Source organism: Elioraea sp. (assembly GCF_022842375.1).
In the GTDB taxonomy this organism is placed as follows: Bacteria; Pseudomonadota; Alphaproteobacteria; order Acetobacterales; family Acetobacteraceae; genus Elioraea_A.
The window spans coordinates 30,905-53,628 of the sequence record NZ_JALHPR010000016.1; the positions used below are offsets into that span (position 1 = coordinate 30,905).

Below are 22,724 nucleotides of genomic sequence, written 5' to 3' on the forward strand. Positions count from 1 at the left end.
CCGGGCCTTCTCACATGCCTTGGCGGCTGGCGTCAGCCGGCGCGCTTCATGTAGCCGCGGCCCGTGCCGTTCGCCTCGCCCATGATCTTGCGCATCTCGCGAAGGAAGGCGGCGCCCTTCAGGGTCTGCTGCACGATGACGCTGCGGCGATCCTGCGGATCGACCTTGCGGCGGGCGAGGTCGAGCTCGCCGAGCCGGTCGAGCGCGCGGGTGATGGCGGGCTTGGAAACGTTCAGCTCCTGCGCGAGGCCGCGCACGGTGTGGGGGCCTTCCGTCATGTAGACGGTCAGGAACACGCCGAGCTGGCGGGCGGAGAGATCCGGCCCATCGCGGCGGACCAGCGACACGATGGTCTCACGCAGAACGGAAAGCAGGTGCTCGCTGGCGGGATTGGCTGCCATGTCATTGTCCTCATGCAAGTGTGGCGGCACCGTTACGGGCCACCGCGTGACTGTCATGTATTCCATTGCACCGGAAAAAACAGTCCCCGGAACGAAAAAGTTCCCGGTGCGTGGCCAAAAAAGGTCACGCCTGCGTCAGGACAGTGTTGCTTGGGCGTCATGACCAGTGTTCACCTCGCGGCAAAACGCGCCGCGAGCCCATGGAAAACGGCCCGCAAGGCCGTTGCCTCTCCACCCTCGGGCCTGCCCGCGCGACTCTGATCGTTCCATGCGTAGAGGTCGATATGCGCCCAAGGGATGGCAGGGGAGACGAAACGTTGAAGGAACAAAGCGGCCACCACCGCACCGGCATGCGCGTTGCCGGCGACGTTGTTCAGATCCGCCGCGCGGCTGTCGAGCCATGGCGCATAGCCCTGCCAGAGCGGCAGGCGCCAGAGGGGGTCCTCCGCCGCCCTGCCGGCTGCAAGCAGCGCATCGGCAAGGCCGTCATCATTGGCAAACAGCGCCGCGAGATCGGGTCCGAGGGCGACGCGCGCAGCGCCCGTCAGCGTCGCGAAATCGATCAACGCGGCAGGATTTGACGCATCGGCATCCGCCAGAAGGTCGCACAGTACGAGGCGCCCCTCGGCATCGGTGTTGCCGACCTCGACCGTCAGCCCCTTCCGCGTGCGCACGACATCGAGAGGCCGCATCGCATGCGCACCGATCGCGTTCTCGACGGCACCGACAAGGAGCCTCAGCCTGACTGGAAGCTTCGCCTGCATCACCAGCCGCGCAACGCCGAGTGCGACGGCAGCACCCCCCATGTCCTTCTTCATACGTAACATGCCGGCTGGCGGCTTCAGGTCGTAACCGCCCGTATCGAACACGACGCCCTTGCCACAGAGGACGACGAGCGGCGCGTCCGCTTCACCGCCGTTCCAGGCAAGGTCCGCCACCACGGGCGGACGCGCGCTGCCACGCCCGACCATCGCGATCGTCGGATAGGCAGCCTCCAGCGCATCGCCGGTGATGAGCGACACTGTCGCCCCCTCGGCCCTGCCAGCCCCGGCTACCGCCTCGGCGAGTTCCGCCGGCCCAAGAACGTTCGCCGGGTGGTTGATCAGGTCGCGCGTCGCCCACACGGCCTCTGCCTCTGCCACGGCGAAGCCGGCGCCTGCCGGCACGACGAGGCGCGCTGTGTTCTTCGCCGGCTTGAAGCGGCCGTAGCGATAGGCGCCAAGCGCCCAGCCGAGTGCTGCTGCCTCCGCCCCATCACGGCCTGGCGCGAGCCGCCAGGTGGTTCCCTCCGGCAGCGCGGTTGCCGCGGCGGCGAACGCGGCGCGCGGCGAGGTGCCGTCGCCGAGGCCGAGCAGTGCGCCGGCAATGCCACCCTCGCCCGGCACAAGGGCGATTTCACCCTGCTTGGCGACAAATCCTGTCGCTCCCACGAAGTGCCGCGCCGAGTCGGGCAACGACGCCAGAACCTGGTTCAGGTCCGATGCCGCCACGGCGTGCAGGGGGCGGCTCTCTGCGTCCGGAGTGGATGTTGGGGCGAAGCAGGGAAGCATCGTGTCACCTCTGCGCGGCCGGCGAATGTTCCGTGCCGGGAACGGCCGCGTCCGCTCGCCCCGCAGCGTCATCGTGAGAGCGCGCGGATAGCGAAACCGCGCCCACTGCGCAATGGCTCCCCCCCACATGGCTCCCCCACATGGTCCTCCGGCGCAGGACGGGGTAAGCCTGCTTGGGTGAGGGAGCACGCTGCACAGACCAATGACGCTTGCCCCGCGCGCACGCGGCTGCGTGCCGCGGCGCTGCTCTCCGCCGCCTGCCTGTTCTGGGCGGGAAACTTCGTGCTTGGCCGCGCCGCTGCCGGCGAAGTGCCGCCCGTCGGCCTCGCCTTCTGGCGCTGGGCCATGGCGGGGGCGGTGCTCGCACCATTCGCCGCGCAATCGCTCTGGGCATCGCGGGCAGAGCTCTGGCGCCATCGTGGCCTGTTCGCCGCTCTCGGCCTCTTCGGCGTCGCGAGCTTCAACTCGCTGACCTACCTCGCACTCGGCTACACCGAGGCGATCAACGCGGCGCTGACCAACAGCCTGATTCCCGTTGCGATCATCGTCGCGGCATTCCTGCTCGATGCCGAGCGGCCGCGCGGCGTGCAGGTCGCGGGGCTGGTGCTGTCGCTCACCGGTGTGGCCGTCATCGTCGCGCGTGGCGACGTCACCGCCCTCGCGGCCCTCAGGGTGAACAGCGGCGATCTCATCATGCTCGTCGCCGTCATCGCCTGGGGCCTCTACACGGTGCTGCTGCGCCGCGTGCCGGCTGGCCTTCGCGCCGCCCTCGGGCCGATGGGGCTGCTCGCGGCGACGATCATGTTCGGCCTGCCCATCATCGGCCTGACACATGCGCTCGAGCTGCTGCTTGGCGGCATCGCCATGCCGGTCGATGGCGTGTCGCTCGCCCTCGTCGCCTATACGGCGCTGTTCGCCTCGATCGCCTCCTATCTCTGCTGGAACGGCGGCGTCGCCTTGATCGGCCCCGCCGCGGCCGGCCCGTTCCTGCACCTGATGCCGCCCTTCTCGGCACTGCTTGCGGTGCCACTGCTGGGTGAGCGTGTGCTGCCCTATCACGGCGTCGGGCTCGCGCTGATCGTCGCCGGCGTCGCGCTGGCGGGGCGCCGGGGAGGGGCGCGCCGATGAGGCTGAGGAGCATGTCACCACTCTCCGGCATCGGGCTGATGCTGGTGGCGATGGGGCTGTTCGCTGTCGTCAGCGCCTGCGGCAAGGCGGTGCTGTCGCTCGGCCTGCCGCTGCCACTGTTCATGCTGTCGCGCGCGGTGCTGACGCTGCTGTTCCTCTCGCCCTGGCTTGCCCGCCGCGGCGGCGCCGGGCTGCTCGCGACGCGGCGGCCGTGGATGCATCTCGGCCGCGGCATCTGCGGCGTTCTCTCGATGGGGCTCTCCACCCTCTCGCTCTCGCTGATTCCCCTTGCGGATGCGATCGCGCTGAACCAGGCGCGGCCGCTCTGGCTGCTCGTGATCGCTGTGCTGTTCCTCGGCGAGAAGGTGGGCTGGCGTCGGCCGCTCGCGGCGATCGTCGGCTTCGCGGGCGTGATGGTGGTGGCGTTCGGTGACCGTGGCGCGGGGGTGGGCATGGGGCTGAACGCAGGCACGATCGCCGCCCTCACGGGCTCGATCGCCGGTGCTGGCGTCGGCGCCTTCGTCCGCCGCCTGGCGGCGTCGGGCGAGCCGCCGTTCCGCGTGGTGTTCCTCTACGCCGTGATCAGCCTCGTGGTGTGGACGGTGCCAAGCCTGGCCGTGTGGCAGACGCCGACGCTGCCTCAGGCAGGCTACCTGGTGGTTGCGGCCGTGGCGGCGATGGCGGGGGATTTCTGTGCCTCCCTTGCCGCAAGGCGGGCCGAGGCGAGCCTGCTCGCGCCGGTGGAGTTCGTGCAGGTGCCGCTCGGTGCAGCAATCGGCTTCGCGGCGTTCGGCGAGAGGCCGGGTTGGCCGCTCTTTGCCGGGGCAGCGCTCATGACGCTCTCGGTCGCCTACATTGCCCGCCGCGAGGCGCAACTGGCCCGGGCGAGGGCGCTGGAGGGCAGTTAGCCTCTGAGCGGCGTCAGGCGGGTGCGGTCGCCCTGCAGGATCGTCACCTTGTCGCCGACGCGGAAGCCCTCGTCATTGGTCTGCACCACCGCGATCGTGCCGCCACCAGCGACCTCGATGATGAACTCCGTCGCGGTGCCGCCCGTCGCCGCACGCTCGGCCGCGCTGCCGGCAACGCCGCCGATGACCGCGCCGGCAACCCCGGCGAGAAGGTTCGAGCGCCAATCGCCGCCGATGAAGCTGCCGCCGACGCCGCCCGCGGCAGCGCCGACCAGCGCGCCGGTGTTCCCCTGGCCCTGGACCTGCACGCTGCGCATCGAGACGATCGTTCCCGTGCTCACGCTCGAAGCCCGGTTGATCTGCTCGCGCGAATAGGTGCTGCCGGTGTTGGCGGGGGCACATGCTGCCGTGGCGAGCCCGAGCAGCAGAACGGCCAGAAGCGGTTTCGCAGTCGCACGCATGTCATGCCTCACCATGGCGAGCCAGGGGATCGTACCACGCAATGGCACTCTGTGGCCCATGAGCAACAGGAGAGCGTCGCCGTGGCGGAATTGCGACCCTTGATGCCTTCACACGCTTGGCAGGGTCCAGCCATTGGTTGTAGCCATTTATCGGCCGTTTTTGAACGTGACCATGAAGGTTGCGTCAGAGTGTATTTGCTGCGCTGCAAAAACCGGCGGCGTGGCGAGGAGAGGGGTGGCATGGATCGCGTGGCTGGCTGGCGTCGTCTTCCGGTCGTCCGGGGCCTCCGCGTCTTCGCCACCTGCCTGGCGCTCGCCGCCCTGTCGGCCTGCGGCGGCGGTGGTGGGCAGCCCACGGTCCACTCCTCCAGCCCGCGCGACTATTCGCCCCCCGGCCCGGCGCACGACCCCTGGGGCCCCTACATCGTCGAGGCGTCAGCCCGCTACGACGTGCCGCAGACCTGGATCCGCGAAGTCATGCGCGTCGAGAGTGCCGGGCGGCCGATGGCGCTGTCCGGCGCTGGGGCGATGGGGCTCATGCAGGTGATGCCCGCGACATATGCCGAGCTTGCCAACCGCCACGGGCTCGGGCCTGACCCGTACTATCCGAAGGACAACATCCTCGCCGGTACCGCCTATCTCCGCGAGATGTACGACCGTTTCGGCAACCCGGCCTTCCTCGCCGCGTATAATGGCGGGCCTGGCACGCTCGATGGCTACCTCGCCGGGCGCCGCGGCCTGCCGAACGAGACACGCAACTACGTCGCCAAGATCGCGCCGGCGATCGCGGGCACCCACCCGCGCAACCGTGCCGATGCAGCCGTGTACCAGCACGCCGCGCTGCCGGTGAACATTCCCGCCGGCCCACGTCGCGCCGGGCGCCAGCCGACACAACTCGCCGCCTACACCCCGCCCCGGCCGCCCGCGTCACCGCCGCAGCGCATCGCCGCCGCGCCCGCACTGGCACCCGTCACTGCGCCGGTGCGTGAGCCGGCCGTGTTGGTCGCCTCCGCCCGCGTGCCGCTGCAGCCCCAGCCCCAGCAGCAGGGCGGCTTCCGCCTGATCGCCTCGGCAAACGCCGCCCCCTCGGCGCCGCGCCCTGCCTCGCTGACTGGAGCCTGGGCGATCCAGGTCGGCGCGTTCCAGGCCGAGTCCCAGGCCCGCAGCGCGGCCGACGCCGCCCGCCGCGCAGCACCGGACCTGCTCGCCACCGCGCGGCATGATCTTCGCCCCGTGCGGACGTCGGGCGGCACGCTCACCCGCGCCCGCCTTGCCGGGCTTTCCGCAGAGGCCGCGATCGCTGCCTGCCAGCGCCTCGAGCGCAGCAACCAGAACTGCGTCGCCCTCTCGCCCGACGCGCAGGGCTAGCGCCTCCCCTCCCCGGTTGTGCAGCCCCCGGTTGCTCCGCTGGCGCGTGCGCGGCATGCTGCGGCCCGTGCATGACGCAGCGCGCCAAGACAAGGTGACAGCGGGGGAAACAACTCGTGTCAGAAACAAAAACCGGACCCGGGCCCGAGGCCCGCTTCCGTGCCTTCCTCGCCGAGGGCCGGTTCATGATCCAGCGGAGTGTCTCGACCGGCACGCACGTGTTCTACCCGCGCGTCGCCGCCCCCGGCACGGGCGAGACCGATTTCGCCTGGGTCGAGGCGTCCGGCATGGGAACGGTGTATGCGACCACAGTAACGCGGCTTCGCCCCAACGCCGACGGCACGCCGGCTGATTACAACATCGCCATCGTCGCGCTCGACGAAGGGCCGCGGATGATGAGCCGCGTCGAGGGCATCGCACCCGACAAGGTGACGATTGGGCTGCGCGTGAAGGCGCGGATCGCCGAGGTCGACGGCGCGCCCAACCTCCTGTTCGACCCGGCCTGAGGGGGAACGATCCATGGCGCATACCCTCCGCGGCAAGGCGGCGATCGTCGGCATCGGCACGGCAGGTACCGGCGAGGCGCCGGGCAGGAGCGCGATCGAGCTCCTCGCCGAGGCATCGATCGCGGCCGTCGCCGATGCCGGCCTCACGCTCGCCGATGTCGATGCGATCTTCACCGCGACCTCGGTTCACGCCTTCCCGACGCTGTCGGTCGGTGAATATCTCGGCATCCGCCCGAAGTATTTCGACGGCACCAATGTCGGCGGCTCCAGTTTCGAGGCGCACCTGCTGCACGCAGCCCTCGCACTCGATGCGGGGCTGTGTGACGTCGCGCTGATCGCCTATGGCTCGAACCAGCGCACGGCGGGGGGCAAGCTCGTCTCGATGTCGGAGCAACAGGTCTGGGAGGCGCCGTTCAAGCCGCGCCACCCGATCACGGCCTACGCGCTCGCCGCCTCCCGCCACATGCACGAATTTGGTACCACGCGCGCGATGCTGGGCGAGGTTGCGGTGGCGGCGCGTGCCTGGGCAAACCTCAACCCGCACGCCTTCGCCCGCGGCCCGCTCAGCCTCGAGGACGTGCTGAAGAGCCGCCTGGTGAGCGACCCGCTGTCGGTCCTCGATTGCTGCCTCGTCACCGATGGCGGGGCTGCCTGCATCATGACGCGGGCCGATCGTGCGCGGCACCTGAAGCAGAAGCCCGCGTACTTCCTCGGCGGCGCCGGCGCGCAGTGGCACCGCACCATCTCCTCGATGCCCGACCTCACCATCACCGCGGCATCGGAGAGCGGCCCGCGCGCCTTCGCCCATGCCGGGATGACGCCGGCCGATGTGCATCTCGCGATGCTCTATGACGCCTTCACCATCAACACGATCCTGTTCCTCGAGGATCTCGGCTTCTGCCCGAAGGGCGAGGGCGGGCGGTTCGTGCAAGATGGTGCGATCGCGCCTGGCGGACGTCTGGCCGTGAACACGAACGGCGGTGGGCTGTCCTGCGTCCATCCCGGCATGTACGGCATGTTTCTTATCGTCGAGGCGGTGCAGCAGCTGCGCGGGCGCGCGGGTGAGCGGCAGTTGCCCACCTGCGATGTCGCGCTCGTGCACGGCAACGGCGGCACGCTCTCGAGCCAGGTGACCGCACTGCTCGGCTCCGACGCCACGCTCTGAGCGTGCGGCACTTCGCATCGCTCGACCCCCTGGTTGCCCCGCGCAGCATCGCGGTGCTTGGCGCGAGCCAGGACCCGCTGCGCATCGGCGGTCGGCCGATTGCCTACATGCTGGCCCGCGGTTTCTCGGGCCCGATCCTGCCGGTGAACCCGAACCGCGACACGGTGCAGGGGCTGCGCGCCTACCCGACGCTCGCCGATGCACCCGGCGAGGTAGATGCCGCGGTCATCGCCGTGCCGGGGGCGGCTGCGGAACAGGCGGTGGCCGACTGCATCGCCCGCGGCGTGAAGGCCGCGATCATGTTCACCGCTGGCTTCGCCGAGGTAGACGAGGCGGGAGCCGCGGTGCAGGCGCGCTTCACCGCCGCGGCGAAGGCGGCGGGCATGCGGCTGCTCGGGCCCAACTCGCTCGGCCTCTTCAACGCGCGGCTGGGCTACTACCCGATCTTCTCCTCCAGTTTCGAGAATGGCTGGCCGAACCTGGGCCGTATCGGCATTGCCAGCCAGTCGGGCGCCTACGGCACGCATCTCTTCGCCATCGCGCGTGACCGCCGCCTCGGCACGCCCGTCCTCGTCACCACCGGCAACGAGGCTGACGTGACGCTGGGCGAAGCGATCGGCTGGCTCGTCGAAGACCCCGACACCGACGTGATCGTTGCGTATTCGGAAGGCGTTCGCGACGCGCCCTCCTTCCTCGCCGCGATCGAGACGGCGCGTGCGGCGCGCAAGCCCGTGGCGATGATCAAGGTCGGCCGTTCCGCCCTCGGCGCGCGGGCGGCGCAGAGCCATACCGCCTCGATCGCCGGCGACGATGCCGTGACCGATGCCGTGCTGCGCGATGCGGGCGTGCATCGCGCGCGCAACACCGAGGAGCTGCTCGACATCGCCGAGGTGGCGGCGCGTCGCATCTATCCCGTGGGCAACACGCTTGGCGTCGTCACCATCTCGGGTGGGGCCGGCGTGCTGATCTCCGATGCGGCGGAGGCGGTTGGGCTTGCCATGCCACCGATGCCGGCGGAGGCGCAGGCGCGGCTGAAGGCGCTGGTGCCGTTCTGCAACCCGTCCAACCCGGTCGACTGCACCGCGCAGGCGTTCAACGACATGTCGGTGATCGGCCGCTTCGCCGGCAGCATGCTGGGCGACGGGGGATACGCGAGCGCGATCGCCTTCTTCACCCAGGTCGGCGCTTCGCGCTCCATCGCGCCTTCGTTGCGCGAGCAGCTCGATCGCACCATCGCCGCGTTCCCTGACCGACTGTTCGTTCTCTCCGTGACGGGCCCGCCGGAGACGATCCGCGCCTGGCAGGATGGCGGCTACCTGGTGTTCGAGGACCCGACGCGGGCGGTGAACGCACTCGCCGCGATGGGCCGCTTCGGCGAGGCGTTCTGCCGCCTGCCCGCGGCACCGCTGCCGTCGCTCGACGAGCCGGCACTTCCCGCGACATCGCCGGATGAGGCAGGGGCGAAGCGGCTTCTCGCCGCCATCGGCATCGCCAGCCCTGAGGAGGAGGTGTGCACCACTGCCGACGCCGCAGTCGCGGCGGCCGGGCGCCTGGGCTATCCGGTGGTGCTGAAGCTCGTCTCGCCCGATGTGCTGCACAAGAGCGAGATCGGCGGCGTCAAGCTCGGGCTTGCCGATGCGGGAGCGGTTCGTTCCGCCCGGGATGAAATCATCGCCGCTGCCGCGCGTCACGCGCCCTTGGCCCGCGTCACCGGTGTTCTCGTCTCGCCCATGCTCACCGGCGGCGTCGAATGCGTGATCGGTGTTGCTCGCGACCCCGTGTTCGGCCCCGTTGCGATGGTCGGGCTTGGCGGCATCTTCGTCGAGGTGATGCGCGACGTTGCCTTGCGCCTCTGCCCGTTCGGCGAGGCGGACGCGGAGGCGATGATCCGTTCCTTGCGCGGCTTCCCGCTGCTCGATGGCGCGCGCGGGCGACCGCGAATGGATGTGCCTGCGCTGGCTGACGCGCTCTCGCGCCTTTCGCGCTTCGCCGCCGCTGCCGGGCCGAGGCTCGCGGGTGTCGAGGTGAATCCGATCATGGTGCTGCCGAAGGGGCGCGGCGCCATCGCACTCGATGCCGTCATCACGCTGGAGGAGCACGATGCCACTCGATCCTGACTGGCTGCTCCGCTACCCGATCCCCGAGGTGAGCGAGACGCGCACGCGCAAGGACACGATGCTCTACGCGCTCTCCATCGGCCTCGGGCACGACCCGATGGACGATTGGCAGCGCCGTTTCGTGACAGAACCGAAACTCCTGGCGTTGCCGACCATGGCCGTCGTGCTCGGCTATCCCGGCTTCTGGCTCGGCAGGCCCGACACGGGGGTGGATGCGACGCGGCTTGTGCATGGCGAGCAGTCGATCATCCTGCACCGCCCGCTGCCGGTGGAGGGAGCGGTGATTGGCCGCTCGCGCGTGACCGGCCTGGTCGATCGCGGCGCGGGCAAGGGCGCGCTGCTCTATTCCACGCGCGAGGTGTTCGATGGCGATGGCAACGCGCTCGCCACGCTCGACAGCACGACGTTCCTGCGTGGCGATGGCGGCTTCGGTGGTGCCGCGGGCCCGGTGAAGCAGCCGCACCCGATCCCCGATCGTGCGCCGGACGCGACGCTCTCGCTCGGTACGCGGCCGGAACAGGCACTGCTCTACCGGCTCAACGGTGACCTCAACCCCCTGCACGCAGACCCCGCCGTCGCTGCCAAGGCGGGGTTCCCGCGCCCGATCCTGCACGGGCTCTGCACCATGGGGGTGGTGGGCCACGCGCTCGTCCGGCTCTGCTGCGCCGGCGCTCCGGAACGGATGCGACGGCTCGACCTTCGCTTCTCGGCCCCCGTGTTCCCGGGCGAAACGATCGTGACGGAGGTGTGGGAGGAGGGGCCTGGCCGCTTCGCCTTCACCGCGCTGGTGGCCGAGCGCGAGACAATGGTCATCAACAATGGCCTCTGCGAGGTGTCGCCGTGATCGACAAGTTCGTCCGCTCCACAGCGGAGGCGCTCGCGGGCGTGAGGAGCGGGGCGACGATCCTGATCGGCGGGTTCGGCCAGGTGGGAACGCCCAACGCACTGATCGAGGCGCTGTCGGAGGCTGACCTGCGCGACCTCACCGTCGTCTGCAACAACGCGGGCACGGGAACGCACGGGCTTGCGCGCGTCATGGCCGAGGGCCGCGTGGCGAAGATCATCTGCTCCTATCCGCGCAGCGCAGGCTCGGTCGTGCTCGAGGAGCTGTACCGCGAGGGCAGGATCGCGCTCGAGATCGTGCCGCAGGGAACGATCGCGGAACGGTTGCGCGCGGCGTCGGCCGGGCTTGCCGCATTCTACACGCCGACCGGCGTCGGCACGGCACTCGCCGAGGGCAAGGAGACGCGGGAGTTCGATGGACGCACCTACGTCCTCGAACACGCGCTGAAGGGCGATGTGGCGCTGATCGAGGCCTGGTGCGCGGATCGGTGGGGCAACCTGACCTATCGCCGCGCAGGCCGGAACTTCAACCCGGTGATGGCGATGGCCGCCGACCTCACGATCGCGCAGACGCAAACCGTGGTGGAGCTCGGCGCCCTCGACCCCGAGGCGATCGTCACCCCTGGCGTGTTCGTGGACCGTGTCGTGCATATCCCCTACGGTGAGCCGGATCTCGGCAAGCCCCTCTATTGATGGGAGTGGACCGATGGACGCGATCATTGACGCAAAGCCGCTGAACCGCCCGCAGATGGCAGCGCGCGTGGCCGCCGACATTCCCGAGGGCTGGGTGGTCAATCTCGGCATCGGCATCCCCACCCTGGTGGCTGACCATGTGCCCGAGGATCGCGAGGTGATCTTCCACAGCGAGAACGGCGTCATCGGTGTCGGGGCCGCGCCGGCGGACGATGCGCGCGACCCGTGGCTGATCAATGCCGGCAAGCAGCACATCACGCTGCGCGCGGGCGGCGCCTATATGCACCACGCCGACAGCTTCGCGCTGATCCGCGGCGGGCATCTCGACCTCTGCGTGCTCGGCGCCTTCGAGGTGGCGGTGAACGGCGACATCGCGAACTGGTCGACCGGCGCAAACGAGAAGGCACCGGCCGTCGGTGGAGCGATGGATCTCGCCGCTGGTGCCAGGCGACTCTGGGCGGTGATGGAGCACACGACGAAGGATGGCCGCGCGCGGCTCGTGCAGCGCTGCTCCTACCCGCTGACCGCGCTCGGTGCGGTCAAGCGTATCTACACCAACCTCGCGGTGATCGACGTAGCACCCCACGGTTTCGTCGTGCGCGAGATGATCGCGGGCATGACGCTCGACGCATTGCAGGCGCGGAGCGACGCGAAGCTCCACCTTCCGGCATGACGGCCCCAGATGCGATGGGCGTGGCGGATGATCGCGCCGACGGCATCCGCCTGCTGCGCGACAGCGCTGCGGCAATCGTCCCGCGCGGTGGCCCGCTCGGGCGCATCCGCGCGCTGCGTGACACCGAGGCGGGGTTCGACCGCGCCGTTCTCGGCGAGATGGGGGCGTTTGGCTGGCTCGGCCTTCGCGTGGCGGATGAGGCGGGCGGTGTCGGGCTTGGCATGGCAGAGCTCTGCGCCCTGGCCGAGGAGATGGGACACGGGCTGGCGCCGGAGCCGCTCGTCGCGGTTGCTGCCATCGCCGCCCCCCTGGTGCCGGAGGAGGATGTGATCGCCGGCGTGCGCGTGCTGCTGCCTGCCTGGGCCGAGCGGCCGCACACGCTTGACCCCGCCGGCACGACGATGGCCGCGATCGATGGCGCGACGCTGCGCGTGACAGGGCGAAAGATCGCCATTCCGATGGCAGCGGGGGCGGATGGCTTCCTGGTCACGGCGCGGGAGGGCGATGCGCTCTCCGTCGTCATCGTCGAGAACGGCGCGCCTGGCGTCACGCTCACGGTCGAAGCCACCGTCGATGGCGGGCACATGGGAACGCTCACGCTCGAGGCGGCACGCTGCGTGCGCGTGGCCGAGGATGCCGGGCCCCGCATCGCGCGGCTGCTCGACGAGGCGGCGGTGGCGACGGCCGCCGAGCTCGTCGGCGTGATGGACCGTGCATTCGCGCTGACGCTCGACTATCTCGGCACGCGCCAGCAATTCGGCAAGCCGATCGGGTCGTTCCAGGTGCTGCAGCACCGCGCGGCCGACCTCAAGATCCAGATCGAGCTCTCCCGTGCGGCGGTGGGCCATGCAGCGGCGGTGTGCGATGCGTCCGCGCCCGCGGCGCAACGATCCGCCGCCGTATCGCTCGCGAAGGCGCGGGCATCGGATGCGGCGATGCTCGTCACCCGGCAGGCGATCCATCTCCATGGCGGCATCGGCTATACCGACGAGGCGGATATCGGCCTGTTCCTCCGCCGCGCCATGGTTTTGGCCGCGAGCTGCGGTACGGCCGCGGCGCATCGCCGCCGCTATGCCGCCGCCGCACCGCCGCTGGATCTTGACGCATGATCGCGACGGAGCCCGTGATCGTGTCGCGTGACGGTGCGATCGTCACGCTCACGCTGAACTGGCCTGAGCGGCGCAATGCCCTCTCCGTCGCAATGCGGCACCGGCTCGCCGATGCGATCGAGGAGGCGGAGGCTGACCGGTCGGTGCGAGCGCTCATTCTCACCGGCACGGGCGAGCATTTCTGCGCCGGCGGCGACCTCACCGGCATGCATGTCGAGAGCGTCGCCGAGGGGCGGGAGCGGATGCGCCATGCGCACCGGCTCATCCGCCTGATGGTCGGCGCGCGCATGCCCATCGTCGCTGCCATCGAGGGGTGGTGCGCAGGGGCCGGTATCTCGCTCGCCTGCGCGTCGGATCATGTCGTTGCGGGGGCAGAGGCGAAGTTCCTCGCGAGCTTCGGCAAGGTCGGCCTGCTGCCCGACCTCGGGCTTCTGCACACGCTGCCCGCGCGCGTCGGCCAGGCGCGGGCGCGTGAGATGCTGCTGTTCGCCGAGGCGCTTGACGCGCCGCGTGCCGAAGCCGTCGGCCTGGCTGACCGCGTGGTGCCGTCGGGCACGGCACTCGCGGTCGCGCGCGAGCGAGCCGCGGTGCTCGGTGCGCTGGCGCCGATGACGCTGGCCTTGACGAAGGCGGTGCTGGCCGACGGACTGGAGGAGGCGTTGGCGCGCGAGCGTGACCTGCAATCGGCGCTCTATCTCACGCCTGACCATGCCGAGGGCAAGGCGGCGTTCCTGGAGAAGCGCCCACCCCGTTTCGGAGAAGGATCGTAGCATGAACGAGATGATACGTTCCGAGCCAGGCGACCTGGACGCGCTTCCCGACGATGCCTTCCGCGCCCATGTGCGCGCCTGGGTGCAGGCGAGCTGCCCGCCCGAGCTGCGCCACCCGCCGAAGCGGCTGCACTGGTCCGAGACGAAGCCCTGGTACATGGCGCTCGCCAAGCAAGGCTGGCTGGCGCCTGGCTGGCCGCGCGAGCATGGGGGCCTGGGCCTGTCGCCCGCCAAGCAGATCATCTTCATCGAGGAGATCGAGCGTCACGGCGCGCCCCGCACCAACGACATGGGTGTGACGATGATCGGCCCGCTCCTCATCCGCTACGGCACCGATGCGCAGCGGGAACGGTTCCTGCCGCGCATCCTCGCCGGCGAGGACATCTGGTGTCAGGGCTACTCCGAGCCCAACGCAGGCTCCGATCTCGCGAGCCTGCGGACCGAGGCCGTGCTGGAGGGCGACCACTACGTCGTCAACGGGTCCAAGATCTGGACGACGCTTGCCGATGACGCGAACTGGATCTTCCTGCTCGTGCGCACCGACCGCGCCGCGAAGAAGCAGGACGGGATCTCGTTCCTGCTGGCGCCGATGGACAGCCCCGGCATCATCGTGCGCCCCATCGTCACGCTCGACCGGCATGACGAGTTCTGCGAGGTGTTCTTCGACAACGTGCACGTGCCGGCCGGGAACCTGGTGGGAGAGCCCAACAAGGGCTGGTCGATGGCCAAGGCGCTGCTCGGCTTCGAGCGCATCTTCCTTGGCTCGCCCAAGCAATCGACCTACGCGCTGGCCAAGCTCGCGCAGGTGGCCGAGCACATGGGCGTGGCCGACGACCCCGTGTTCGCCGACCGGTTCACGCGGCTGCGCATGGACCTCGACGACCTGAAGGCACTCTACGAGACGCAGGTGGCGAAGCTTCGCCGCGGCGAGGAGCTTGGCCCCGACGTTTCGATGCTGAAGGTGTGGCAGAGCGAACTCTACCAGCGCATCGCCGAGACGGCGTTCGAGATCGCCGGCGAGGAGGGCGTGATGCTGAACCCGATCGGCGGCAACCGCGCGCTGAACCCGGCGGCCGCGTTCATCCAGAGCCGTGTCGTCTCGATCTATGGCGGATCGAACGAGATCCAGCGCAACATCATCGCCAAGAACGTTTTGGGACTGCCGGGGTAGGAACGATCATGACACAGCTTTGGGCGCTATCCGCGGCCGCGCAGGCGCACGCCATCCGCACGCGCAGCGTCAGTGCGCGCGAGGTCGTCTCTGCCGTCCTGGCGCGGCATGCGGCGACGCATCGCGCGATCAACGCCGTCATCGAGATGCGCGCCGACGAGGCACTCGCCGCCGCCGATGCGGCGGACGCGGCCGTTGCGCGCGGCGAGATGCTGGGGCCGCTGCATGGCGTTCCCGTCACCATCAAGGTGAATATCGACCAGGCAGGCTACGCCACCACCAACGGTGTCGTTGCGTTCAAGGACCAGATCGCGGCGGGCGACAGCCCCGTCGTCGCCAATCTCCGCCGCGCCGGCGCGATCCCAATGGGACGGACGAACACGCCCGCCTTCAGCTACCGCTTCTTCACCGACAATGCGCTGCACGGCCGCACGCTGAACCCGCGCAACCCGGCGCTCACGCCTGGCGGATCGTCGGGCGGTGCGTCGGCCTCGGTTGCCGTCGGTGTCGGCTCGATCGCGCATGGCAACGATCTCGGCGGCTCGATCCGCTATCCTGCCTATGCGGTCGGCGTTGCCGGCATCCGCCCGAGCTTCGGGCGCGTGCCGGCGTTCAACGGCACGTCACCGGAGGAGCGGCCGATCACGCTACAGATGATGAGCGTGCAGGGCCCGCTTGCGCGGACGGTTGGCGACCTTCGCCTCGGCCTTGACGCGATGGCGCAGCCTGATGCGCGCGACCCCTGGTACGCTCCCGCGCCGCTCGATCTTCCACTCCCGCCGCGGCCCTGGCGCATCGCCTTCTCGACGCTCGGCGCCGATGCCCCCGTCGCTGCCGCGCTCCGCCAGGCTGCTGCCTGGCTCGCTGATGCCGGCTGTGCGGTCGAGGAGATCTCGCTGCCGCGCTTCGAGGAGGCGGCTGAACTCTGGCGCGGCCTGATCATGACGGAGGGTGATCGTGCCATGGTGCCGATCATCGAGAAATACGGCGATGCGGGGCTCAAGGCGGCCTATGGCGGGTGGGCCGCGAACGTGTCGCCGCTCGACGCCACGGCCTTCGCGGTCGGGCTCGCGAAGCGCACGGCGATCTGGCGGGAGTGGAGCGTGTTCCTCTCGGCCTATGCCGCGGCGTTGCTGCCCGTCTCGCTCGAACCACCCTTCCCGCAGGACCTCGACCAGCTTGGGGCGGAGGGTGGTGCGCGCATCCTTCGCGCGCAGGCGCCGCTCTACGTGTTCAACCTGCTCGGCCTTCCTGGCCTCTCTGTGCCGACGGCAACCGTGCATGAGGCCATCCCGCTTGGCGTGCAGATCGTCGCCGCCCGGTTCCGCGAGGACATCTGCCTGACCTTGGGCGAGATCATCGAGGCGCGGGCGGGCGTGACGGCGCCGATCGATCCGGTATCATGACGGACGGCACCATCACCGGGGGACCATCCGCATGACACGCATCGCCTTTCTCGCTGCCGCAGCGCTCGTGGCGTTTCCCGCGCTTGCGCAGAACAGCGTCGTCTCGACGCCGCGCGCGCCTGCCGCGATCGGCCCCTACAGCCAGGCCATCATGGCGGGCAACACGCTCTACCTCGCCGGTCAGATCGCGATCGATCCGGCGACGAACCAGGTGAAGGCCGGCACGATCGAGGAGGAGACGAAGCTCGTCCTCGACAACCTCAAGGCCGTTCTCGAGGCGGCGGGGATGACGATGGCGAACGTGGTTTCGACCACGGTGTTCATGGCCGACCTGAACGAGTTCCCGCGCATGAATGGCGTCTACGCGACGTATTTCCCCGCCAACCCACCCGCCCGCGCCACGGTGCAGGTCGCAAGGCTGCCCCGCGACGTCAAAATTGAGATTGCAGCAATCGCGGTAAAGTAAGGAAACTGCCAGCGACGCTCCACGAGCCGCTGGCCCGTGGAGCGCCGCTGGTAGATATTGCCGGCCTCCGGCAGCGGCGCGCTTCGCGCCGCGCGAGGAGGCAGCGGCCAGAGGCCGCCGGCCTTTAGGCCGCCTTCAAACGCGCCGCATACGCCTTGCGGAACTTGGCGACCTTGGGCGCGATCACCGCGCGGCAATAGCCGGCCCAGGGGTTGCGCTCGTAGTAGCGCTGGTGTTCGGCCTCGGCTGGCCAGAAGGTGGCCAGCGGGACCACCTCGGTCGTCAGCTTCGCGGGCCAGATGCCGGCTGCGTCCACCTCCGCCATCACGGCCTTCACCGCTTCGGCCTGTGCGTCGTCATGCGTCAGGACGATCGAACGGTATTGCGGGCCGACATCCGCCCCCTGCTGGTCCTTCGTCGTCGGGTCGTGGATGGTGAAGAACACGCGCAGGATGTCGGCGTAGTCGATCATCGTCGGGTCGTAGACGATCTGCACGACCTCCGCGTGGCCGGTGCGCTTGCCGCACACCTGCTCGTAGGTCGGGTCCGGCACGTGGCCGCCGGCGTAGCCGCTGGTCACCTCGGAGACGCCGCGGAGCTCGCGGAACAGCGGCTCGAGGCACCAGAAGCAGCCACCGCCGACCGTGGCCAGGGCGCGCATCGTGTTTTCCGTCATGTCGGGTCCCTCCTTGGGGTTGCCCATCAGATGGGCGCGCCTCCACGCGCCGGGAAGGCCCCCGCGGTTACGACTCCGTGACCGGGGGAGGGGCTATTCCGGCTTGATGCCAGCCTCGCGCACCACCCGCGCCCAGGTCTCGGTCTCGGCCGCGAGCAGCGCGCCAAGCGCCTCGGGCGAGGAGGCTTCGAGCGTGATGCCACGCCGCGCGAAATCGGCCTTGAGCGTGGCATCGCCCATGGCCGCGACCACGGCACGGTTCAGCCGCGCGACGATGGGCGCAGGCGTCGCTGCCGGAACGAAGATCCCCTGCCAGAACTCCACCGCGTAGCCGGGGAGGGAGGCGGCCTCGGCCACCGTCGGCAGGTCGGGCGCTGCCGGGCTGCGGGCGGGAGAGGTGACGGCGAGGCCGCGCAGCTTGCCCTCCTGCACGAAGGGTAGCGCCTCGAGGATGGCGAGGAAGATGACCGGCACGCGGCCGGCGATCACGTCAGCGGAGGCCTGGGCACCGCCACGATAGGGGATGTGGCCGAACTGGATGCCCGCGCGTGCGGCGAACAGTGCGCCCGCGAGGTGGTTCAGCGAGCCGACGCCCGTGCTCGCCTGGTCGATGCTGCCGGGGGCTGCGCGCGCGGCGGCGATCAACTCCGGCACCGTACGGAAGGGCGTGGCGGGGTTCACCGCGAGGATGAAGGCGCCGCGCGCGACCATCGAGACGGGTGCGAAATCCCGCTGCGGCGCATAGGCGAGCGTGGCCTGCAGCGCCGGGTTCACCGCGAGCGAGTTGATGCCCATCAGCAGCGTGTAGCCATCCGCCGACACGCGCGCGGCGTGCTGGTAGGCGACGTTCGCGCCCGCGCCGGGCCGATTGTCGATCACGATCGGCTTGCCGAGATCGGCCGCCATGCGGTCCGCCACCGCGCGGCTGATCGCGTCGGTCGTGCCGCCCGGCGGCAGCGGCACGATGAGGGTGAGCGGGCGTGTCGGGTAGTCCTGCGCCAGAGCGGGTACCGCGATGATCAGGGCAAGCAGGGCACCGGCTATTCGCTTCATGGAATGAGCTTCCTCTCATCGCTGCCAGCGGCGAACCAGGCGCGGTACTGCGCCATCGTCGCCTCGTTCGCGGGATAGAGGCCTGCCAGCGCCTCGCCGCGCTCGACGCGAAGCCTGATCCATTTCTCCACCGCATCCTGCTCGGCCGCTTCGGCGAGCACGGGGCCGGCCAGCGTGGCCGGCAGGACCACGACGCCGTCCTCATCCGCCATCACCGTGTCGCCGGGAAAGATCGCGGCCCCGCCGATGCCGACGGGGCAGTTCATGTCGGCCAGCATGAGGCGGGTGAAGGAGGGCGGGGGGGCCGCGCCCTTGCAGAACACGGGCAGCCCCAGGCCGCGGATCTCGGCGGCATCGCGCACCGCGCCGTCCATCACCACGCCGGCGACGCTGAGCGCCTTCAGCCGTGCCGCGATCACGTCGCCGATCAGGCCAGTGTCGGCAACGCCCATGCCATCGAGCACCAGCACGTCCCCGGCCGTGAGCGTGGCGAGCACCGTGTGCATCAGGGCCTTGGTGTTCGAGAGGCTCTGTTCCGCCAGCCTGTCCTCGCGCAGCGGGACGTAGCGGGCGGTGACGGCACGGCCGACGAACCGGCAGCGGGAGGGGTCGAGCGCGGTGAGCCCGCCGCAATGGGCGTTGCGGATGCCGTGCTTCTTGATCAGCAGCGTCGTGACCGTCGCCGTCGTTGCATCGGTCATCGTGTCATTCCACCTTCGCGCCTGAAGCCCTTACCACCGGCCCCCACTTCGCGCTTTCCGTCGCGACGAAGCGCGCGAACGCCTCGCCCACCAACGGGGTGGGCGTTACGCCAAGGTCGCGCAGCCGCTGCGCCACGGCGGGGTCGTTCACTGCCGCCGCAACCGCTGCCTCAAGCCTGGCGGCGACTGGGGCGGGAAGGCCGGCAGGTCCGATGATGCCGAGCCATGAGCCGGCGTCGAAGCCCGGGATGGTCTGCGACACGCGCGGCAGCTCGGGAGCGAGGTGGGATGGCTCGACAGTCGTCACGGCGATCGCGCGCACCTTGCCCTCGCGGGCGAGTTGAGCCCCCGTCACCATCGTGTCGACCATGAGCTCGACCCGGCCTGCCACGAGATCCGGGATCGCCTGGCCGGAGCCGCGATAGGTGACGGCGGGGATGTCGAGGCCGGCAGCGGTCTTGAGCATCTCCATCGCGAGGTGCTGCGAGGTGCCGGAGCCGGTCGACGCGTAGGAGAGCTTGCCCGGGTTCGCCTTTACGTACGCGATGAGGGAAGCAAGGTCAGTTGCCGGAACGGATGGGTGCGCGACGAGGATGTTCGGCAGCACGCCGACGAGGCCGATGAAGGCGAAGTCCTTGTCGGGGTCGAACGGCAGCCTGGCGTAGAGATGCTTGTTGATCGAGAGGATCGAGACCGAGCCAGTCCCGAGCGTATACCCATCGGGTGCGGCGCGGGCGACGGCCTCGGCGCCGATATTGCCGCCCGCACCCCCGCGGTTGTCGACCGCTACCGTCTGGCCGAGCGTGCGGCCCATGTGGTCGGCGACCAGCCGGGCCATCACGTCCGACGATCCGCCGGGCGCGAAGGGGACGATCATGCGGAGCGGTCGTGTCGGAAACTGGGCCTGCGCGGATGCTGCGCACGGCAGCGTCAGGGCTGCCGTCGCGCCGATGAATGTGCGGCGATCCATTTCCTTCCTCCCGGGGAATTCGTTGCGGGAGGAAGCGTCCGCCGCGCGGACCGCCTCGTCAAGCGCGGGCGGCGCCGCCCGAGGCTGTCCGAGAACCCGCTGCCGTGAGTCGTGTGGCGCGGTTTTCGAGGCCCGGCGCGCAGCGGCCCCAAGGGCCGTGAGCACCGGAAGCACAGGAAACCAAAGCCAGACGGCCACGGCAGCTAGGATTGTCAGGCAGTCTCAGCGGACGAAGATGATCGTCACGCTCCGGTCGGCCTGGTTCTCGGCGCGGTCGCGCTGCATGCCGAAGGCAGCGGCTGGCGTGAATGAACCGAGCGTCTCGCGCCGCACGCCACGTTGGGTCAGCGCGTTGCGCACGGCGGTGATGCGCTGGTCGGCCAGGCGGCGGTTCGCCTCGGGCGAGCCGGTCGGCGAGGTGCGGCCGATCAGGCAGACCTCGTTCTTGAACGTTGCCGTCGCCTGGCGGGCCGCGCGCTGCACCACGGCTTGCGCGGCCTGGTCGAGGGCCGCGGAACCGACGCCGAAGAACACGACGAACTCCTCGCGGCCGGCATCGCCCGGCGACACTGCAGCACACTGGACCTGGGCGACGGCCGGCATCGCGCCTGCAAGCAGTGCTGCGGCGGCGCCGAACATGACGTTTCTGATGTGTGACATGAGTGTCGTTTCCCCTCGCTTCGGATGATGTGCCCCTTGGGGCCCTGCGATCCTAACGCGCAATTGCGGCCAGGGTTGCTACACTGGATTCGCTGATGCCGACATATCGCAAGGGCCGCCGTGCACGATGCGGCCCACGGAAGGGAGACCGACCGATGCCGGATGACGCAGGCGGCGATGCCGCGACCGGGCCCGGCCAGGCCGGTGGGATCGCGCCCGATGCCGCCGGGCTGAACCTCTACAGGGCCGACGGCGCGCTCGGGCCCCTGCTCGATCTCTGGATGGAGGCACCGCTCCGTGCCCATCTCGAACCGCATCTCGATGCGCTCGGCGCACTCGCCGGTGGCAGGCTCGATGCGCTGGCGCGTGACGCCGATCGCAACCCGCCGACGCTCGTGCCGCGTGACCGGTTCGGCAACGACATCGATGCCGTCTTGCACCACCCCGCCTATCGGGAGATGCAGGAGATCGGTCTCGGCCGGTTCGGGCTCGCGGCGATGAGCCACCGCGCCGGTGTGCTGGGCTGGCCCGCGCCGCTGCCGCCGATCGCGAAATACGCGTTCCAGTATCTCTTCGCGCAGGCCGAGTTCGGGCTGCTCTGCCCGATCTCGATGACCGATTCGATGTCCCGCACGCTGGCGCGGTTCGACCCGGTGCTCGCCGCCGCCTGGCTTCCCGCGCTCACGAGCCAGGACCCGGATGCGTGGGCGACGGGGGCGATGTTCATGACGGAGAAGCGCGCGGGCTCCGATGTCGGCGCGACGGAGACGATCGCGAGTGCGATGCCCGATGGCACGTGGAGCCTCTCGGGCGAAAAGTGGTTCTGCTCCAACGCCGGCGCCGATGCGGCTCTGGTGCTGGCGCGTGCGCGCGGCGTGCCGGGAACGGCAGGGCTCGGCCTGTTCCTGCTGCCGCGCATGCTGCCGGATGGCAGGCGCAACCGCTGGCGTATCGTGCGGCTGAAGGACAAGCTCGGCACACGGTCGATGGCCTCAGGCGAGGTGGTGCTCGATGGGGCCGTCGCCTATCCGGTCGGTGACGTCACGCGCGGTTTCGCGCAGATGCTCGAGATGGTGAACGTCTCCCGCCTGTCCAACGGCGTACGTGCGGCCGGCATGATGCGGCGTGCGGTGATCGAGGCCTCGGTCGCTGCCGCGGGGCGTGTGGCGTTCGGCCGCAGCGTGGCCGATCATGCGAGCGCGCGACGGCAGCTGCTCAAGCTGCGCCTGCCGACGGAGCAGGCACTGAGCTTCACCCTTTTCACCGCCGATGTGATGGCGAAGGCCGATGCCGGCGATGCGGGTGCCGCGAAGGTGCTTCGCCTCGCCACGCCGTTGCTGAAGTTCCGCGCCTGCCGCGATGCGCGCAAGGTGGCCGGCGACGCGATGGAGATGCGCGGCGGCAATGGCTACATCGAGGACTTCGTCGAGGCGCGGCTGGTGCGCGACACCCATCTCGGCTCCATCTGGGAAGGCACCAGCAACGTCGTGGCGGAGGATGCGATCGCGCGTGCCGTCGGCCGCGCCGGTTGCCTCGGGCCTTTCGTCGTCACGCTCAGCGCGCTGCTCGCCGAAGTGCCGCTGTCTGTCGCCGGGCCGGTGTCGGAGGCGCTGCACCGCGCCGCCGCCTTCGCCGAGGAAGCTGCGGCCGAGGGCAATGGCACGCTGAACCGGCAGGCTGCCTCCGGCCTCTACCATGCGGCGACGGCGGTGCTGTTCGCGTGGGAGGGAACGATGTTGGCCGCGCGCGGCGGCGATGCGCGGCGGATCACGCTCGCGCGCATCGTGCTCGACCACCGCCTCTCGGCGCGCGACCCGCTGGCGCGCGGCGATCTCGTCGCCGAAGCGGCGCTCGCCGAAGCCTGGGTGGAGGACAGCGCCTTGACGCTTGCCGAGGCGGTTGCACTGGCATGACTGCGCGCTTGCGAGA

23 protein-coding genes are annotated in these 22,724 nt (G+C 70.1%); 15 read left to right on the forward strand and 8 right to left on the reverse strand.

From position 1 onward, the window contains the following. Positions 1–32: 32 nt before the first annotated feature. Together Q0C38_RS14210 and Q0C38_RS14215 are read right to left on the reverse strand one after the other, a co-directional pair. Positions 33–401, reverse strand: a complete 369-nt coding sequence (locus tag Q0C38_RS14210; protein WP_291297761.1) for a MarR family transcriptional regulator — start codon at positions 399–401, stop codon at positions 33–35. Positions 402–571: 170 nt separating this feature from the next. After that, positions 572–1,891, reverse strand: a complete 1,320-nt coding sequence (locus Q0C38_RS14215; RefSeq protein ID WP_291297762.1) for a M17 family metallopeptidase — start codon at positions 1,889–1,891, stop codon at positions 572–574. A gap of 237 nt (positions 1,892–2,128) precedes the next feature. Between Q0C38_RS14215 and Q0C38_RS14220 the strand changes: the two genes are divergently transcribed. After that, positions 2,129–3,079 carry a DMT family transporter gene (locus Q0C38_RS14220; protein ID WP_291297763.1) on the forward strand — a complete coding sequence of 317 codons (951 nt, stop codon included), beginning with the start codon at positions 2,129–2,131 and terminating at the stop codon, positions 3,077–3,079. Positions 3,080–3,090: 11 nt separating this feature from the next. After that, positions 3,091–3,987, forward strand: coding sequence for a DMT family transporter (locus tag Q0C38_RS14225; protein ID WP_291297764.1), 897 nt, complete (start codon positions 3,091–3,093; stop codon positions 3,985–3,987). On the opposite strand, the gene Q0C38_RS14230 is transcribed toward Q0C38_RS14225, so the two are convergent. Further along, a complete protein-coding gene (locus Q0C38_RS14230) occupies positions 3,984–4,448 on the reverse strand; it encodes a glycine zipper 2TM domain-containing protein (protein ID WP_291297765.1) in 465 nt (154 codons plus the stop codon). The two genes, Q0C38_RS14225 and Q0C38_RS14230, sit on opposite strands and share 4 nt — an antisense overlap. A 240-nt stretch (positions 4,449–4,688) precedes the next feature. Between Q0C38_RS14230 and Q0C38_RS14235 the strand changes: the two genes are divergently transcribed. The 12 genes from Q0C38_RS14235 (at position 4,689) to Q0C38_RS14290 (ending at position 16,735) form a co-directional block, all read left to right on the forward strand. Continuing rightward, positions 4,689–5,816: a lytic transglycosylase domain-containing protein gene (locus tag Q0C38_RS14235; RefSeq protein ID WP_291297766.1), complete on the forward strand. Its 1,128-nt coding sequence runs from the start codon at positions 4,689–4,691 to the stop codon at positions 5,814–5,816. A 116-nt stretch (positions 5,817–5,932) separates the two neighbouring features. After that, positions 5,933–6,322 carry a Zn-ribbon domain-containing OB-fold protein gene (locus tag Q0C38_RS14240; RefSeq protein ID WP_291297767.1) on the forward strand — a complete coding sequence of 130 codons (390 nt, stop codon included), beginning with the start codon at positions 5,933–5,935 and terminating at the stop codon, positions 6,320–6,322. 13 nt (positions 6,323–6,335) lie between these two features. Continuing rightward, the gene (locus tag Q0C38_RS14245; RefSeq protein WP_291297768.1) at positions 6,336–7,487 is read left to right on the forward strand and encodes a thiolase; all 1,152 of its coding nucleotides are present in this window, start codon (positions 6,336–6,338) and stop codon (positions 7,485–7,487) included. Positions 7,488–7,489: 2 nt separating this feature from the next. After that, the gene (locus Q0C38_RS14250) at positions 7,490–9,604 is read left to right on the forward strand and encodes an acetate--CoA ligase family protein (RefSeq protein ID WP_291297769.1); all 2,115 of its coding nucleotides are present in this window, start codon (positions 7,490–7,492) and stop codon (positions 9,602–9,604) included. After that, positions 9,588–10,448 carry a MaoC/PaaZ C-terminal domain-containing protein gene (locus Q0C38_RS14255; RefSeq protein WP_291297770.1) on the forward strand — a complete coding sequence of 287 codons (861 nt, stop codon included), beginning with the start codon at positions 9,588–9,590 and terminating at the stop codon, positions 10,446–10,448. The genes Q0C38_RS14250 and Q0C38_RS14255 overlap by 17 nt, the downstream gene beginning before the upstream one ends. After that, on the forward strand, positions 10,445–11,140 hold the full coding sequence (locus tag Q0C38_RS14260) for a 3-oxoacid CoA-transferase subunit A (RefSeq protein WP_291297771.1): 696 nt from the start codon (positions 10,445–10,447) through the stop codon (positions 11,138–11,140). The genes Q0C38_RS14255 and Q0C38_RS14260 overlap by 4 nt, the downstream gene beginning before the upstream one ends. Before the next feature lie 22 nt (positions 11,141–11,162). Then, a complete protein-coding gene (locus tag Q0C38_RS14265) occupies positions 11,163–11,813 on the forward strand; it encodes a 3-oxoacid CoA-transferase subunit B (protein ID WP_408870034.1) in 651 nt (216 codons plus the stop codon). Continuing rightward, a complete protein-coding gene (locus Q0C38_RS14270) occupies positions 11,810–12,922 on the forward strand; it encodes an acyl-CoA dehydrogenase family protein (RefSeq protein WP_291297773.1) in 1,113 nt (370 codons plus the stop codon). Before Q0C38_RS14265 ends, Q0C38_RS14270 begins: the two co-directional genes overlap by 4 nt. Continuing rightward, positions 12,919–13,692, forward strand: a complete 774-nt coding sequence (locus tag Q0C38_RS14275) for an enoyl-CoA hydratase/isomerase family protein (protein WP_291297774.1) — start codon at positions 12,919–12,921, stop codon at positions 13,690–13,692. The genes Q0C38_RS14270 and Q0C38_RS14275 overlap by 4 nt, the downstream gene beginning before the upstream one ends. Position 13,693: 1 nt before the next feature. Continuing rightward, complete coding sequence (locus Q0C38_RS14280; RefSeq protein ID WP_291297775.1) at positions 13,694–14,863, forward strand: acyl-CoA dehydrogenase family protein; 1,170 nt, start codon at positions 13,694–13,696, stop codon at positions 14,861–14,863. Positions 14,864–14,871: 8 nt separating this feature from the next. Continuing rightward, positions 14,872–16,269, forward strand: a complete 1,398-nt coding sequence (locus Q0C38_RS14285) for an amidase (protein ID WP_291297776.1) — start codon at positions 14,872–14,874, stop codon at positions 16,267–16,269. A gap of 31 nt (positions 16,270–16,300) precedes the next feature. Continuing rightward, positions 16,301–16,735, forward strand: a complete 435-nt coding sequence (locus tag Q0C38_RS14290) for a RidA family protein (RefSeq protein ID WP_291297777.1) — start codon at positions 16,301–16,303, stop codon at positions 16,733–16,735. Positions 16,736–16,859: 124 nt separating this feature from the next. Here the strand turns inward: Q0C38_RS14290 and msrA are convergent, their stop codons facing one another. The 5 genes from msrA to Q0C38_RS14315 all read right to left on the reverse strand — a co-directional run bounded on the left by msrA (position 16,860) and on the right by Q0C38_RS14315 (position 20,795). Beyond that, positions 16,860–17,411 carry a peptide-methionine (S)-S-oxide reductase MsrA gene (msrA, locus tag Q0C38_RS14295; protein WP_291297778.1) on the reverse strand — a complete coding sequence of 184 codons (552 nt, stop codon included), beginning with the start codon at positions 17,409–17,411 and terminating at the stop codon, positions 16,860–16,862. Between the two features lie 93 nt (positions 17,412–17,504). Next, positions 17,505–18,464: a tripartite tricarboxylate transporter substrate binding protein gene (locus tag Q0C38_RS14300; RefSeq protein WP_291297779.1), complete on the reverse strand. Its 960-nt coding sequence runs from the start codon at positions 18,462–18,464 to the stop codon at positions 17,505–17,507. Next, positions 18,461–19,165 carry a ribonuclease activity regulator RraA gene (locus tag Q0C38_RS14305; protein ID WP_291297780.1) on the reverse strand — a complete coding sequence of 235 codons (705 nt, stop codon included), beginning with the start codon at positions 19,163–19,165 and terminating at the stop codon, positions 18,461–18,463. Before Q0C38_RS14305 ends, Q0C38_RS14300 begins: the two co-directional genes overlap by 4 nt. Before the next feature lie 4 nt (positions 19,166–19,169). Then, a complete protein-coding gene (locus tag Q0C38_RS14310) occupies positions 19,170–20,135 on the reverse strand; it encodes a tripartite tricarboxylate transporter substrate binding protein (protein ID WP_291297781.1) in 966 nt (321 codons plus the stop codon). A 222-nt stretch (positions 20,136–20,357) separates the two neighbouring features. Then, positions 20,358–20,795: an OmpA family protein gene (locus Q0C38_RS14315; protein ID WP_291297782.1), complete on the reverse strand. Its 438-nt coding sequence runs from the start codon at positions 20,793–20,795 to the stop codon at positions 20,358–20,360. 155 nt (positions 20,796–20,950) lie between these two features. Between Q0C38_RS14315 and Q0C38_RS14320 the strand changes: the two genes are divergently transcribed. After that, entirely contained in the window at positions 20,951–22,708 is a 1,758-nt protein-coding gene (locus tag Q0C38_RS14320; protein ID WP_291297783.1) for an acyl-CoA dehydrogenase family protein, read from the forward strand. Positions 22,709–22,724 lie beyond the last annotated feature (16 nt).